14 protein-coding genes are annotated in these 14,987 nt (G+C 68.3%); 6 read left to right on the top strand and 8 right to left on the bottom strand.

Features of this window, described 5'->3' with window-relative positions; genetic code table 11:
* The first annotated feature begins 79 nt into the window (after positions 1 to 79).
* Together KEC55_RS22945 and KEC55_RS22940 are read left to right on the top strand one after the other, a co-directional pair.
* Positions 80 to 997 carry a metal-dependent hydrolase gene (locus KEC55_RS22945; protein WP_282511123.1) on the top strand — a complete coding sequence of 306 codons (918 nt, stop codon included), beginning with the start codon at positions 80 to 82 and terminating at the stop codon, positions 995 to 997.
* 432 nt (positions 998 to 1,429) lie between these two features.
* Entirely contained in the window at positions 1,430 to 2,911 is a 1,482-nt protein-coding gene (locus tag KEC55_RS22940) for a sigma-54 dependent transcriptional regulator (protein ID WP_282511121.1), read from the top strand.
* Positions 2,912 to 3,946: 1,035 nt separating this feature from the next.
* On the opposite strand, the gene KEC55_RS22935 is transcribed toward KEC55_RS22940, so the two are convergent.
* Positions 3,947 to 4,729: an ABC transporter substrate-binding protein gene (locus KEC55_RS22935; protein ID WP_282511119.1), complete on the bottom strand. Its 783-nt coding sequence runs from the start codon at positions 4,727 to 4,729 to the stop codon at positions 3,947 to 3,949.
* A 232-nt stretch (positions 4,730 to 4,961) separates the two neighbouring features.
* On the opposite strand from KEC55_RS22935, the gene KEC55_RS22930 reads away from it, so the two are divergent.
* Positions 4,962 to 5,381, top strand: a complete 420-nt coding sequence (locus KEC55_RS22930) for an MbcA/ParS/Xre antitoxin family protein (RefSeq protein WP_176046023.1) — start codon at positions 4,962 to 4,964, stop codon at positions 5,379 to 5,381.
* A 2-nt stretch (positions 5,382 to 5,383) separates the two neighbouring features.
* On the top strand, positions 5,384 to 6,079 hold the full coding sequence (locus tag KEC55_RS22925; RefSeq protein WP_282511395.1) for an RES family NAD+ phosphorylase: 696 nt from the start codon (positions 5,384 to 5,386) through the stop codon (positions 6,077 to 6,079).
* A 57-nt stretch (positions 6,080 to 6,136) separates the two neighbouring features.
* Here the strand turns inward: KEC55_RS22925 and KEC55_RS22920 are convergent, their stop codons facing one another.
* Positions 6,137 to 6,868: a metallophosphoesterase gene (locus tag KEC55_RS22920; protein ID WP_282511116.1), complete on the bottom strand. Its 732-nt coding sequence runs from the start codon at positions 6,866 to 6,868 to the stop codon at positions 6,137 to 6,139.
* A gap of 139 nt (positions 6,869 to 7,007) precedes the next feature.
* Between KEC55_RS22920 and KEC55_RS22915 the strand changes: the two genes are divergently transcribed.
* The gene (locus KEC55_RS22915; RefSeq protein WP_282511114.1) at positions 7,008 to 7,661 is read left to right on the top strand and encodes a DUF1345 domain-containing protein; all 654 of its coding nucleotides are present in this window, start codon (positions 7,008 to 7,010) and stop codon (positions 7,659 to 7,661) included.
* A gap of 6 nt (positions 7,662 to 7,667) precedes the next feature.
* On the opposite strand, the gene KEC55_RS22910 is transcribed toward KEC55_RS22915, so the two are convergent.
* Positions 7,668 to 8,336 carry a glutathione S-transferase gene (locus KEC55_RS22910; RefSeq protein ID WP_282511112.1) on the bottom strand — a complete coding sequence of 223 codons (669 nt, stop codon included), beginning with the start codon at positions 8,334 to 8,336 and terminating at the stop codon, positions 7,668 to 7,670.
* Between the two features lie 96 nt (positions 8,337 to 8,432).
* Positions 8,433 to 9,140: a class I SAM-dependent methyltransferase gene (locus KEC55_RS22905; RefSeq protein WP_282511110.1), complete on the bottom strand. Its 708-nt coding sequence runs from the start codon at positions 9,138 to 9,140 to the stop codon at positions 8,433 to 8,435.
* A gap of 307 nt (positions 9,141 to 9,447) precedes the next feature.
* Between KEC55_RS22905 and KEC55_RS22900 the strand changes: the two genes are divergently transcribed.
* The gene (locus KEC55_RS22900; RefSeq protein ID WP_282511393.1) at positions 9,448 to 11,100 is read left to right on the top strand and encodes a DUF3459 domain-containing protein; all 1,653 of its coding nucleotides are present in this window, start codon (positions 9,448 to 9,450) and stop codon (positions 11,098 to 11,100) included.
* A gap of 70 nt (positions 11,101 to 11,170) precedes the next feature.
* Here KEC55_RS22900 and KEC55_RS22895 read toward each other — a convergent pair whose 3' ends face one another.
* From KEC55_RS22895 to KEC55_RS22880, 4 genes are all read right to left on the bottom strand, one after another.
* Entirely contained in the window at positions 11,171 to 11,764 is a 594-nt protein-coding gene (locus tag KEC55_RS22895) for a thiamine phosphate synthase (protein ID WP_282511108.1), read from the bottom strand.
* A gap of 22 nt (positions 11,765 to 11,786) precedes the next feature.
* Positions 11,787 to 13,130, bottom strand: coding sequence for a hemolysin family protein (locus tag KEC55_RS22890; protein ID WP_282511106.1), 1,344 nt, complete (start codon positions 13,128 to 13,130; stop codon positions 11,787 to 11,789).
* Between the two features lie 76 nt (positions 13,131 to 13,206).
* Positions 13,207 to 13,986 (bottom strand): sensor histidine kinase, encoded by a 780-nt coding sequence (locus KEC55_RS22885; RefSeq protein ID WP_282511104.1) that lies wholly within the window; start codon positions 13,984 to 13,986, stop codon positions 13,207 to 13,209.
* A gap of 67 nt (positions 13,987 to 14,053) precedes the next feature.
* Positions 14,054 to 14,977 carry a DMT family transporter gene (locus KEC55_RS22880; protein WP_282511102.1) on the bottom strand — a complete coding sequence of 308 codons (924 nt, stop codon included), beginning with the start codon at positions 14,975 to 14,977 and terminating at the stop codon, positions 14,054 to 14,056.
* Positions 14,978 to 14,987: the final 10 nt, after the last annotated feature.

Genomic DNA, 14,987 nt, shown 5'->3' with positions numbered 1-14,987 from the left:
GCGCGACGCGCCGCCCGGGCCCGCGCCGGCCGCGTCGGATGACGCGCCGGGCCGCTCCGGAACCAGGAGAACCATGAACATGAAGTCAGCCGCTTGCGCTACCGCAGCCGGGATCATGCCGGTGCGCCGCGACCTGCGCTTCGACCTGCCGGTTGAACGTGCGAAGGACTGGCATGGCCTCGGGTCGCACGTGACCCATTTCTTCAACGCGCTGTCGTTGCTGTTTCCGGCCGGCGAGCGCTTCTTCATGGATTCGGTGCGCAATTACCGCGACCGGATCGACGATCCGGTGCTGAAGCAGCAGGTGCTCGGCTTTATCGGCCAGGAGGCGATGCACACGCGCGAGCACATCGAATACAACGAGCTGATGCAGGCGAACCACCTGCCCGCGCGCAAGCTCGACAAGCGCGTCTGGACGGTACTCGCCTTCATGAAGCGCAAGCTGCCGCATTCGGTGCAACTCGCGCATACGGTCGCGGCGGAACACTACACGGCGATGCTCGCCGACTGGCTGCTGCGCGACCCGACGCGCCTCGACGGTTCGGTCGAAGGCTACCGCCAGATGTGGATCTGGCACGCGCTCGAGGAAACCGAGCACAAGGCGGTGTCGTTCGACGTGTGGAATACCGCGATGAAGCCGGGGCTGCGCCGCTACCTGATCCGCATCGGCGTCTATCTGCTGACGACGCTGACGTTCTGGCCGACCGTGTTCCTGATGCATGCGACGCTGCTGTGGCGCGATCGCGGCGCCGGCCATCACGTGCGCGGCATGCTGCGGATGATCGCGTTCCTGTACGGGCCCCGTCGTGGCCTGTTCCCGCGCATCGCGGGCGAATGGCTGAGTTTTTTCCGGCCGGGCTTCCATCCGTGGGATCACGACAACCATCACCATCTGGCGCGCGTCGACGCGCTTGCCGCCACCTACGGCGAACAGGGCGGCGCGCCTGCCGGCCGTGGCCGCGCGAACGCGCCGGCATCGCTCGCGTCGGGCCGCTGACACGTCCCGACGCGCGGAGCATGTTGCGTTCCCGCATCAGCGGGCTTCCTATGACGATTGACGGAAGTCAATCGGAAACGGTTGCGCGGGCGCATGCGTGCCCGGCCGGCCGGTTGCGCCCGTCCGCGCCGGCGTGCCGATCCTGCGTAGCCGCATCGCATGCAAACGCCGCGCGCCAGCACCGGCGCGGGTTTGCGCGCGGCGTGCGTTCCCGTTCCCGGTTCTCGCCGCGCGCGCCACAGGGATAACACCCATCTAGCCGCCCGCCGGCCGCATCGATATACCGTTCATGACAACGTCCACCTCGCGCGCGATTCGTGCGCGGGGGGATTTTATTCGGACGGAAATGCGGCCAATATGTCGGTTCAATCGTGGTCCGTCGTACACGGCGGCGAGCCGGCGCACGATACCAACGCCAAGCGGGGAACAACGATGGTTGCAAGGTCACCCGACGCAAACGGGCAGGCGGCGCCCGAGATGACGGATGTATCCGTCACCGCTCCCGAGGCCGGCCGCAAGCTGTTCGTGATCATGCGGACGCCCGACGAGCCGTTGTTGGCGCAACTGCGCGGGCTCGGCTGGGAGATCGCGGTCGCGAAGACGGCCGGTGCCGCGCAGAACATGACCTCCGGCGTGAGCGTCGCGGCCGGGCTGGTCGATTTCACGGGCTTCACGTCACGCGACTATCCCGCGCTGAAGGCGTGCCTGAGCCAGCCGGCGATCGGCTGGATTTCCATTGCGCAGGCCGGCGTCACGATCAGCCCTGCCGTGCGCGAGTTGATCCGCAGCTATTGTTTCGACTACGTGACGCTGCCGCTGCCCTACGAATGGATTTCGCACGTGCTCGGCCATGCGCGCGGGATGGCCGCGCTCGATCGCGTCGACGGCGCGGCCTATGCGGCGTCGATCGGCGAACACGGGATGATCGGCAACTGCGAAGCGATGCAGCAGCTGTTCAGCACGATCCGCAAGGTCGCGAAGACCGATGCGAGCGTGTTCATCTCGGGCGAGTCGGGCACCGGCAAGGAGCTGACGGCGCTCGCGATTCATGAGCGCTCCGGGCGCGGCAAGGGGCCGTTCATCGCGATCAATTGCGGTGCGATTCCGCATCACCTGCTGCAGTCGGAACTGTTCGGCTACGAGCGTGGCGCATTCACCGGCGCGAATCAGCGGCGCGCGGGCCGGATCGAATCGGCGAACGGCGGCACGCTGTTTCTCGACGAGATCGGCGACATGCCGGTCGAGAGCCAGGCAAGCCTGCTGCGCTTCCTGCAGGAAGGGAAGATCGAGCGGCTCGGCGGGCAGGAGTCGATCGCGGTCGACGTGCGGATCATCTCGGCCACGCACGTCGATCTCGACGGCGCGGTCGAGGCCGGGCGCTTCCGTGCGGACCTCTATCACCGGCTGTGCGTGCTGCGCATCCACGAGCCGCCGCTGCGCGCGCGCGGCAAGGACATCGATATCCTCGCGCACTACGTGCTGCAGAAATTCAAGTCCGACAGCGGCCGCAAGATCAGTGGCTTCACGTCGGCCGCGCTCGATGCGATGCGCCGCTACGAATGGCCCGGCAATGTGCGCGAGCTGATCAACCGCGTGCGGCGCGCGATCGTGATGGCCGAGAGCCGGCTGCTGACGCCGCACGATCTCGGGCTCGAAACACCCGGCGAAACCGAACCCGTGACGCTCGAACAGGCGAGGGCGCTCGCCGAGCGCACCGCGATCGAGAACGCGCTGCTGCGCAACGATCACCGGATCAACAAGGCCGCCGCCGAACTCGGCATCTCGCGCGTGACGCTCTACCGGATGATGATCGAGCACGGGCTGAACGAGCACGACAACAACGGCGGGAACGGCGACAACGGCGGGCACGACGGCGCGCCGTCGGGCGACGCGGGGCATCAACGGGTCGGCTGAACCGGAGCCGCTGCGGCACGAACGCGCCGGTTGCGTCGTGCATCCCGTCGTGCGTCCGTGTGTTCGTCTCGGCCTGCGTCTGCCGATCCATCGCGTCGACGGGCATGTAAAGCGCATGAAACATTTCGCCTCGGCAGCCGGGCGAATTCTCGCGGCAAAGCGGGCTGAACGGCCCGACACGTATCGGTAAAAACGTCGCGCTCCATTGTTCAGCCTTATCCCGCAAGGCTTCGCCGCCACCCGTCCGGCGCGGGCCGCGCGCCGCATGTTTCAGATTCGCAACTTTCGCCAATCCGCCCCCGTTCCGGCTGCCTGTCGGCCCGGCCAACCCCTTGTCCGGACGGGCTCGCGCGCAGCTGGCCCGCTCCTTGCGGAGGTTGTCGTGCGAAAGTCGACGACGCGAGGTCCGGCCGGTTCCAACGGCCAGGACGCACTCCGCGGGGATGCGGCGGCGGAGCGCGGCGCAGTCGCCGCGTTCCGGCGGGCACGGGACGTCGTCGCCTGATCGTCGGGGCACCGGCATCGTCCGGTTGCCGGAACAAACATCACACTGCAAACGGGGTAGAAAAATGAACGATCGCCACACGCCGCGGCCGGCAGGCCGCGATCGCAGTGATTTGGGGCATCGTCGGTCGAACGTCGCACTCGCAGCCGACCGGCATGCTTCGACAGGCCATCTCTCCGCGCCCGGTGCGAGGCGGATCCGGCTGGTTGCCGGTCATCCGCGCCGGGTCGGCACTTTCCTGCACGCCAACCCGGTTCGCATGGGCATGTGCGCACGGGCGCCGGTACCGCGGCGCCCGATCTTCGCCTATTGACTCAAGCAGCACGACATCCGTTCGCGTGACCTGTCGTTCCCTGAACGATTGATCTGCAATCCGAACGATGATCGATGCATTGCGTCGCACACGCGACGCCAGACGGGAAACATTCGATGCAACGGCGCACCGCGCGATGCCGTTGCCATCCGGTTGAAGGGGAGGGGCGGTCGGACGCGCGCGACGGGAGTGGTACCCGTACGCGCGCGACGCCGTTTTAGCCGCCGTAGATGTCGAAGTCGAAGTACTTCGACGCGAGCCGCTTGTAGGTGCCGTCCTTGACCATGTCGGTGATGGCGCGATCGATCTTCGCCTTCAGGTCGGCGTCTTCCTTGCGCAGCCCGATGCCGGCGCCGATGCCGAGCATCTTCTCGTCGACGAGTTCGGGCCCGACGAACGCATAGTTCGCGCCGCGCGGCGATTTCAGGAACCCGATCGCGGCCTGCACTTCATCCTGGAGCGCTGCATCGAGGCGGCCTGACGTCAGGTCCGCGTACACGCCGTCCTGGTTCTGGTACGACACGACGTTCGCGCCTTGCTTGCCCCAGTACGCCTTCGCATACGTTTCCTGCGTCGTGCCCTGCTCGACGCCGATCGACTTGCCCTTCAGCGATTCGGCCGTCGGCAGCAGCGGCGAGCCCTTCTTCACGACGAGCCGCGTCGGCTGGTTGTAGATCTTGGTCGTGAAGCCGATCTGCTCCGCGCGTTGCGGCGTGATCGACATCGACGACAGCACCGCGTCGAACTTCTTCGCCTTCAGCGCCGGAATCATCCCGTCGAAATCGTTCTCGAGCCATACGCACTTGGCCTTCAGGCGCGCGCAGATCTCGTTGCCGAGGTCGATGTCGAAGCCGACGAGCTTGCCGTCGGGCGCCTTCGACTCGAACGGCGCATAGCTGGCATCGGTGCCGAAGCGGATCGTGGTCCAGTCCTTCGCGACGGCGGGGCCTGCGGATACCGCGAGCAGGGCGATCGAAACAGCGGCAATCAGTCTCTTCATGGTGCGTTCCTTGGCGGGTGCTTCCGGGTTCTGTGCGACACGGTTTCACGGATACGAGCCGCGTCTTGACGCGGTGTCCGCACGGTCATTAACGCAGAAAATAAAATAAGAGTCCAGAATGGACAAAAAATATCGTTTCGCTGGAAGCAATGGCCGATCGACGGGTGTGACCCTTGCAAAAATACGAAAATGGACTAATCTTGTTAGTAAATTCGTTTCGAGACTAACGATCATGTCACAGCCCGCCTACGATTCGCATTCCGCCCCGCCGCAGGCTTCGGTCGCGCAGATGTCGGCGGCCGGCCTGCGTGCGTTTTTCAACATCGCGCGCGACTGGCAACTGACGATCGACGAGCAGATCGTGCTGCTCGGGTCGCCCGGCCGTTCGACGTTCTTCAAGTGGAAGGCCACGCCGGAATCGGCGCGGTTGCCGCGCGATACGCTCGAGCGGTTGTCGCTGCTGCTCGGCATCTACAAGGCGCTGCAAATCCTGCTGCCGCAGCCGGCCGCGGCCGACGCGTGGGTCAAGCGGCCCAACGATGCGGCGCCGTTCGGCGGCAAGCGCGCACTCGACCGGATGCTCGCCGGCAATGTCGGCGATCTGGTCGCCGTCCGGCAATATCTCGACGCGATGCGAGGTGGCTGGGCGTGACGATGCCGATCGAAGCACAACAATGGCCCACGACCACGGTCGACTGGGCACCTGCCTATCGCGTGATTCCCACCCGTTTTCCGGCGATCAACCTGTTCGACCGCGTGGCGTCGGCCGACGATTTCGACGCGCTGTACGCGCTCGAATCGCTGACTAACGACCGCATCCGCAACGAAATCGGCGCACTCGACCTCGTGCCGCCTGCCGAGCGCCGCTACGGGCTGGGCTGGGGGCCGATCATGGCCGCGTTCACGCACCTGAATCCGCAGGGCAGCCGCTTTTCCGACGGCAGCTACGGCGTGTTCTACTGCACCCGCTCGCGCGATACGGCGATCGCGGAAACGCGCTATCACAGCGCGCTGTTCCTGGCCGCGACGAAGGAGCCGCCGATGCGCCAGCAAATGCGGCTCTATACCGTGCTCGCGCAGGGCAGCGTGGTCGACGTGCGTACGTGGCCGCAGCGCGATCCGGCGTTGCTGCATCCGCTCGACTACGGCGCGGGGCAGGCGCTCGGCCGCGCGGTGCGCAACGCGGGCGGCGCGGGGATCGTCTATCCGTCGGTGCGCGACCCGCGCGGTGAGTGCCTGGCGGCGTTCCGCACCGCGCTGCTGCGCGATTGCCATCACGCGGCCTATCTCGAATACAACTGGAACGGTTCGGGCGTCGATGCGGTGTTCGAACTGAACCAGGTCGGCTAGCGTTCACGCGCTCGCGGGCGCTCGCAGGACGCGTGCGCCAGCCGGTGCATTAGCCCATCAGGGCAGCGGCCAGTCGCCTGCGTGGCGTTCGCGCGCCTCGGCCTGCGTCATCGACCACGTGCTGCCGGTACGCGGCTCGGCGAGCGTGAGCCGCCCGGAAGGTGCGAACGCACCCGTGTCGATGAACCATTGCGCACCGATCCGCTGCGGCGTACGCACGGGCGTATGTCCGGTGCAGGTCAGCGACAGCCCGGCCTGCCGCGCCGGATCGGCGAGCCCCTGGACGAGATCGCGGCCCCAGATCAGCCGCTCGCGCACGTCGTGCGCATAGCTGCCCGTGTCGAGATCGGCGTCCGAGCCGAAGAATTCCGCATGCAGCACGTTGAAGCGCCCGGGGCCGTTGCCGATCACGCGCACCAGCGGCAGTGCGTCGACGCGCGCCGCATGCGCGTGCAGCCGTTCCGGCGGCAGGTCGGCGCCCCAGTCGCCGCCGATCCCGCGCCAGGCGTCCGGCGACAGCTTGCCGCGCGACACGAGGCTCAGCACTTCCTCGTGGTTGCCGCGCACGACGTGGCACCACGGGCGGTCGAGCAGGTCGAGCGTAGCTTCGGAAGCAGGGCCGCGGTCGACCAGATCGCCGACCGAGAACAGGCGGTCGCGGGCCGGATCGAAGCGGATGTCGTGCAGCAGCGCGCGCAGCACGTCCACGCACCCGTGCAGGTCGCCGACGACCAGGTCACGGCCAGCGGTGTTCGCGGGGTGGTGGCAGAGGGGGGCGGTGGCAGTCATCCCCTTATCTTAGGCGCTCACGCCCATCGCCACGTCACGATGGAATGGCGATAATCGGGGCACGGTACCCGCCGGGGCGGCGCAGCGGGCTGCCCCGCGCGCCGTTCGAACCCTTTCCATCCGCTTTCGGAATCACACGATGACGTTTTATCCGCAGGTATTACGCAACCGTCCGCGCATGGTCGCGGCGTTCGTCGCTGGCGTGCTGTGCGCGGTGCTGCTGCCGTTTCCGCTGCGTCCGGCCGTGCGCGCGCTGATCGGCTGGGATTGCGCGGTCTGGCTGTATCTCGTGCTGATGTGGGTGCGCATGGTCACCGCGCATCATCACAAGGTGCGCGAAGTCGCGATCCGCGAAGACGAAAACGCAACGACCGTGCTGACCGTCGTGTGTTTCGCGACCGTCGCGAGCGTGGCGGCGATCGCGATCGAACTCGCGACCGCCAAGAGCGTGGGCTTCAGTGCGGGGCTCAGCCACTACGCGATCACGGGCGCGACGCTGTTCGGCGCGTGGTTCCTGATCCCGACGATCTTCACGCTGCATTACGCGCGGCTCTATTACGGCTCGCCATCCAATGACCGCGCGCTGCGTTTCCCCGACCGCAATCCCGAACCCGATTACTGGGATTTCCTGTATTTCGCGTTCACGCTCGCGGTCGCGTCGCAGACCGCCGACGTGTCGCTGGCGAACCGTTCCGCGCGGCGCTCGGTGCTGGCGCAGTCGATCCTGTCGTTCTACTTCAACATGGCCGTGCTCGGGCTGTCGATCAACGTCGCGGCCGGCCTGCTGAGCTGACGCCGGTTACTTGAGCAGGTCGTACGGGCCGCCGCGTTCCAGCGCCCGCTGATACGCGGGCCGCGCATGGATTGCGTCGAGGAAGCGCGCGATCGCGGAATAGCGGCTGCCGCCACCGCGCGCGGTCGCGGCTTCGAGCGGAAAGCTCATCTGGATGTCGGCCGCGCTGAAGCTGTCGCCGACGAACCAGCCCGTGCGCTGCAGCGCACCGTCGATATGGCCGAGATGCAGCGCGATCTGCGGATCGACGAAGCCCGACTGCAGCGTGTCGGCGATCTTGCGCGCGATCGGCCGCGCGAAGAACGGCATCGGCGCATGCGCGATCCGCAGCGCGACGAGCTTGAGCAGCAGCGGCGGCATCGCCGACCCTTCCGCGTAATGCAGCCAGTACGTGTAGTCGTGCCGTTCGGGCGTGCCGGGCGGCGGCGCGAGGCGTCCGTTGCCGTAGCGCTCGACCAGGTACTCGATGATCGCGCCCGATTCGGCGAACGTGTGGCCCTCGTCGGTAACGACGGGCGACTTGCCGAGCGGATGGATCGCGCGCAGTTCGGGCGGCGCGAGCATCGTTTTCGGATCGCGCTCGTAGCGGACGATCTCGTACGGCACATCCAGTTCTTCGAGCAGCCAGAGCACGCGCTGCGAGCGCGAGTTGTTCAGGTGATGGACGGTGAGCATGGCGAGGCCGGAAGGGGGGCGGGAACGACATCATACCCAGCGCGCGCGACATGCACGCGAATCCGGTCGCGCGCCGCTTTGGGCCGCTATGGGCCGCTAGGCGCGCCGCACCGCGACCCACGCACCCCAGAACAGGCTCGCGAAAAAGCGCAGCGGCGCATCGAAGCCCGCATCGCGCAGCAGGTCGAACACGGCTTCCTCGGAGGCCGGTGGATCGGCGCCCTGCAGGATCTTCGCGAGTTGCGCGCGCACGGCGTCGGGCGTGGCGCCCTTCATGCGCCAGCGCTGCTGCCACGCGTCGAGCAGGCGAGGGTGGTCCGCGTAGCGGCGATGGTTGCCGGCGAGCACGAGCGGCGCGCCGGGCTTCAGGCGCCGCGCGATCGCGTGCAGCAGCGCGGCCTTCGCATCGTCGCCCGGCACGTGATGCAGCACGCCGATCAGCGTCGCGCCGTCGAACGCGGGGGCATCGGGCAGCGCATCGACGCCGTCCTCGACGAAGCGTGTGCGCGGCCCGAAGCCCGCGGCCTCGACGTTCGAGCGCGAAAGCGCCAGCATCGGCGCGGACGGGTCGGCCGCCGTGAAGTGCCAGCCCGGTTCGAGCGCGGCCGCCACGCAGATTTCCTGCCCCGTGCCGCCCGCACCCGCGACGAGGATGTGCGCATCGGTCACGCCGATCGCCGACGCGAGCATGCATGCGCCGAGCTCGTGGCACGCATCGTAGCCGGCGAGCGCGATGCGCGATTGCTCGGCATATTCTTGCGCGCGTGACGGATCGAATTTCGCGGCGCTGGCGGGAAGCGACATGGCGGGTTCCTTGGGTGTGTGGCGGACGACGTGTCCGCGAGCATGACGCAGAGCGTAGGGGCGCGCGGCCCGCGCAACAAGGCGGGCAGACATTCCGGTATGCCGACTACCCGACTCGCCGGCACGTGCCGGCGTGCCTGTTTTCCAGGGGTCGATTCGCATTTAAAAATGTCTGACCAGCTCGCATCGCGATGGCGAATCCGGCGCATACTCGGTTCTCTCCCCCCGCCTGGCCGTCGCATGCCGGGCCCCGATGCGCCGCGCCACGGGCGCGGCCATGCCGCTCGGCACGCACGAGGAGCGCATGATGTCCGATTGTCCGCACGATCCGTACGCGCAGCACTACATCCATTGTTTGCCGTTTGGCGCGCAGCCCTGTGGCGCGCTCTGCACGACACCGCGCACGCATTTCCGCGTGTGGGCGCCGGGCAGTACACAGGTTCAACTCGAACTCGATTCCGGCTCCGACCCGACGCTCGTTCCGATGTCGGCCGCCGGCCCGAACTGGTTCGAAGTCTTCGCCGACTGCGGTGCGGGCACGCGTTACCGCTATCGCCTCGACGATGCCGTGTCGATTCCCGATCCCGCGTCGCGCTCGCAACCCGACGGGCTCAACGGCCCGAGCGAGGTCGTCGATCCGCGCGCGTTCACGTGGCGCAACACGTTCTGGCGCGGGCGTGCGTGGGAAGACATGGCGCTCTACGCGATCCGCCCGCACGCGGTGGGCGGCTTCGAAGGCGTGCGTCGCCGCCTGCCGCAGCTCGCGCGGCTCGGCGTGACCGCGCTGGAACTGCTCGCGTCGCCGCACGACAGCCTGCCGTTCGCGCCGCTCGCGGTCGAGGGTGGCCCCGACGCGCTGAAGGCGCTGATCGACGAAGCGCACGGCTACGGTCTCGCGGTGCTGCTGGAGCTCGACTACGCGCGCTTCGGCAGCGGCACCGATGCGCTGCGTCACTACGCGGCGCCGTTCTTTCATACGCGCGACGATCCGCTGCAGGCTGCGCCGCTGGCGCTCGATCATCCGGAAGTCTGCGATTTCTTCTGCGACAACGCGCTGTACTGGATCGACGAATACCGTTGCGACGGGCTGCGCCTGCGCGAGGCCGACCGGATCGGCGTGTCGTGGCTGCGCGAGATCGCGGACCGCGTGCGCGCGGCCGTGCCGGCCGACCGGCTCATCCATCTCGTGCTCGGCAGCGAGCGGCATCCCGCGCATCTCGCCGATACCCATTTCGATGCGCAGTGGAACGGGTGCGGCGAACGCGCGCTGCACCGGCTGACGGGGCGCGATACGTCGGCCCACGAAGGCATTTCCGCGCACCAGTCGATCCACACGCTCGCGCGCGCACTGACCGCGGCCGGTGCGGCATTCCAGCCGGCCGCGTCGGGAGAGGGCATGGCGGCCGACAGCGGGCTGGCGCTGACGTCGCTCGTGCTGTCCGACGGCGCATGGCGCGACAGCGGCCAAAGCGACCAGGAGCAGGAGGCCGGCCTGGCCGCGCTCGCGCTGTCGCTGCTCACGCCGCAGATCCCGTTGATCTTCGATGAAACCGCGCGCGATGCCGATCGTGCGCATTTCGTGCAGTCCGCGCTCGCGGTGCGCGCGAAGCTGATTGCGCCGCGGCTGTCCGATTGCCGGCCGCGGGACGCGCATGCGCTGAAGGCGGACGGCGACGGCGATGCCGACGCGCTGCTCGCGTCGTGGCGGCTCGCCGACGACGAGACGCTGACGATCGCGCTGAACCTGTCGCCCGATGCGGTGCGCTTCGATGCGCCGAGAGGGCGCGTCGTGTTCGAGACGCCGGCACGCGCGCGCGACCGTGTCGATGAAGGGGAATTGCCGCCTTATTCGCTCGTCGCGTGGCTGACGGGCGACGTCAATCGCTACGCGCTGACGCACGACGCGCGGCGTATCGATGACGGTTCGTGGCGCGGCATGCGTCCGAACCTGAACGCATGAGCCGATGACGGCGTGATGGCTGGAAGGCCGGGTGCGTGCGCGCCCGGCCGTGCGGCAGGAACGCCCGGACTTACCAGAACCCGCGAATGCCCGCGATGCCGTACGCGCCGTGGCGGCGCGCGTCGTCGAGATGCGCATGCGTCATTCCGCCAAGCGCGAAGACGGGCAGCACGGCCTGCGCGGCCAGCGCATCGAATTGCGCCCAGCCGAGCGTCGGCGCACCGGGGTGGCTGAGCGTCGGCAATACGGGCGACAGCGTGACGAAGTCCGCGCCCGCGCGCGCGGCCAGCAGCAGATCGTCATGCGTGTGACAGGCGGCGGACACCCATCGTCCGGCCGGCAGCGGCCGCTGTGTGGCGGCGCGCAACGCGGTGCCGTCGAGATGCCAGCCGGCGCCGTCGAGCCGCATGACGCCGGCTGCATCGATCGGCCCGTTGAGCATCAGGTGCGCGCCGGCTGCTTCGCAGCGCGCGAGCGCCGCGGCGGCGAGTTGCGCGAACGCGGCCGCGTCGAGCGATTTCACGCGCAGTTGCACGAGCGTTTCACCGCGCGCGAGCGCGGCCGACAGCCGGTCGAGGAACGCCGCGCAATCGGCCGCCGACGCGGACGCCGGTTCCGGCGTGATCACGCAGCAGCGCGGCAGCGGCGCGGCCGTGGCGTTCATCGCGTGTGGCGCTGCGCGGCCGTCATTCGTCGGCCTCTTTCACGACCTTCGGATAGATGCGCACGAGCACGATGCGTGGCCCGTTCATCTTCTTCACGACGATGTCGAAGCGGTCGAACGACACGCGCTGCCCTTCGGTCGGCAGGTCGCTGAGTGCATGGATCACGAGGCCGCCGACCGACTCCGCGCGACCTTCGTCGATGTCGATGCCGAGCGCCTGTTCGAGCGACACGACGGGCAGGCTGCCCTTGCCCATCAGCGTGCCGTCGTCGAGGCGGCTCCAGTCGGCATCGCCCTGGCGGAATTCGTCGTGGATCTGGCCGACCAGCGCGCCGAGCAGGTTGTCGAGCGTCAGGAAGCCGATCGGCTTCTCGCCCTTGTTGCCGACCAGCGCGAAGTGCGGCGCGCCCTTGCGGAAGCGGCGGAACAGGTCGAGCGCCGGCGTGTCGGGCCGTACGTACTGCACGGGGCGAACGTAGTCGGACAGGTCTTCGAGCGCCGCGCCGGCATGACGCGCGAGCAGCAGGTCCTTCAGGTGGATCAGCCCGCTCACCTGTTCGCGCGACGCATCCTCGAACAGCGGATAGCGGCTGAAGCGGTGCCGCGCGACGATCTCCATGTTGTCCGGCAGCGGCAGGTCGCGCCGCAGGCCGATCATTTCATGGGCCGGCCGCATCAGGTCCGACACGGTCATCGACGAAAAATCGAGCGAATGCGCGAGCGTGTTCCACTCGTCGTTGCTGTACGTGCCGCGCGCCGGCTGGGCGGCATTGCCGGCCGTGCTGCGGCGGCTGCGCAGGATCAGCTTCAGCTCGTCGGTCGAGTAGTGTGCGTCGCCGCCGTGGTCGGCCGACAGCCCCGCGAGCCGCAGCACCGCGTTGGCGCTGTTGTTGAGCACCCAGATTGCCGGATACATCGCCCAGTAGAACGCATACAGCGGCAGCGCGACCCACAGGCCGACCTTCTCGGACTGGCGGATCGCCATCGATTTCGGCGCCAGTTCGCCGACGACGATGTGCAGGAACGAGATCAGCGAGAACGCGAACACCAGCGAGATCAGGTGCACGACGCGTTCCGACTGCACGCCGATCAGGTCGAGCACCGGGGTGAGCAGTTGCGCGAAGGCCGGCTCGCCGACCCAGCCGAGGCCGAGCGACGCGAGCGTGATGCCGAGCTGACACGCGGAAAGGTACGCATCGAGGCGGCCGTGCACGATGCCGAGGATGCGGCCGCGCAGGCCGTGCTTGCGGGCCAGTGTCTTGACGCGCGTGGCGCGCAGTTTGACGAGGCCGAATTCGGCCGCGACGAAGAACCCGTTGAGGGCCACCAGGAACAACGCGCCGATGAGCGCGAAGATCTGTAACAAAGAATCGCTCCGGTTATGACAGGCCCATCAGTATAGAGCCAGAAAGGAATTTGTAATGTGTCGGGCGGCCGAATACTTACACCGGCGCCTCGCAGGGGATGGCGAACGTGAGGGTTGCCGGCGCACCGTCGGCGAACGCGGTATGCGAGAACGTGCCGCCGTGCGCGAGCGCGACGCGCTGGCACAGCGCGAGCGTCCAGGCGATCCGCTTCGCGTCGCGCTCGCGCAGCATCTCGCGCCGGGCGAACGCTTCGAACGCGTGCGGCTGCGCGGGATCGGCGAGCGCGGCGGCATTCACGGTGCAGGTGACGCGTGCGGTGAACTGCGCGCCGTCGCGCGCGCATTCGAACGTCACGCGTGCGCCGGCGGCGCTGGCTTCGACGGCGGTCGTCAGCATCGTCCACAGCGCCTGCGCGATGCGCGCGCGGTCGACGGTCAGCGACAGCTCGCCGTCCGGCAGCGTCGCATCGAGCGCGACCTGCCGTGCATCGGCGAGCGTCGCGCGCACGAGCGCGATCGTGTCGTCGAGCAGCGCGCGCAGCGCGAACGGCTGCGGCTCGAGGGCGAGCGTGCGGGTTTCCGCGCGCGGCGCGTCGAGCACCTCGTCGATCAGCGCAACCTGCTGGTCGATGCCCGTGCGGATGCCCGCGAGCGCGCGTTGCAGGTTCGGGTCGGCATTGGCGAGCTGGCGCTCGAGCACGTACGCCCAGCTGTGCATGGCGTTCAGCGGGCTGCGCAGGTCGTGCGACGCGGTGGAGAGCGCCTGGTCGCGCAGGAACAGCGCGGCCTGGGCAGCGTAATGCGCTGCGCGTTCGCGCAGCAGGTCGGCGGCGGGATCGACGGAAGTGGACGTCACGGAGCTGGCCTGTCGGAAGCGGTTGGCGTGCAAGTCACGCGAACCGCCATTATAGGGACGGCGCGTGTCACGCCGGCAGCGCGTCCTCGTCCTTTTTCCGGGCGTCGCCGTTCGGCAGCAACTGGCAGGCGAGCAGGCCGGCCAGCATCAGCGCGCAGCCGACGAGCGCGCGCAGCGTCAGCGTTTCGCCGAGCGCGGCCCAGCCGGCGATCGCCGCGAACACGCCTTCCATGCTGAAGATCACGGCCGCGTGCGCGGGCGCCGCGTCGCGTTGCGCGACGACCTGCAGCGTATAGCCGACGCCGACCGACAGCAGGCCGCCGTACAGCAGCGTCGGCAGTGCGTTACGCAGCATCGCGCCGCTGACCGGCTCGATGACGAGGCCGACCGCGAGGCATGTCACGCCGCATACGACGAATTGCATGAACGCGAGCACGAGCGGATTGTGGCGCTTCGCGAAATGGCCGACGGCCATCACGTGCGCGGCGATGATCACGGCGCCGGCGAGCTGGAACCAGTCGCCGTACAGCACCGAGAAGTGCTCGTTGATGCTGAGGAAATACAGGCCGATCGCCGCGAGCAGCGCACCGAACCACGTGCCCGGGCCGATCCGGTGACGGGCGAACACGCCCATCAGCGGCACGATCACGACGTACAGCGAGCTGATGAAGCCCGCGTTGGCGATGCGCGTGTATTGCAGGCCGATCTGCTGCAGCGAAATCGATACCGCCAGCAGCGCGCCGAGCGCGAGGCCCGGCAGCAGCAGTGCCGGCTCACGGCGGATCGCCGCGAACTGCACACGCGACGCCGTGTTCAGCATCAGCAGCGGCACCAGCACCAGTGCGCCGAGCAGGAAGCGCAGCCCGGTGAACAGGAACGGCCCGATCACGTCTAGGCTCAGGCGTTGGGCGACGAAAGCCGAGCCCCAGATCGCGGCGGCGGCGAGCATCAGCAGGTTGGCACGGAGGTGCTTGCGGGCTTCGGTCTTCATTGGAATTCTT

This window comes from Burkholderia cepacia, assembly GCF_029962485.1.
Classification (GTDB): domain Bacteria; phylum Pseudomonadota; class Gammaproteobacteria; order Burkholderiales; family Burkholderiaceae; genus Burkholderia.
The sequence above is the reverse complement of the archived record's forward strand: the minus strand, read 5'-3'. Positions and strand labels throughout refer to the sequence as shown.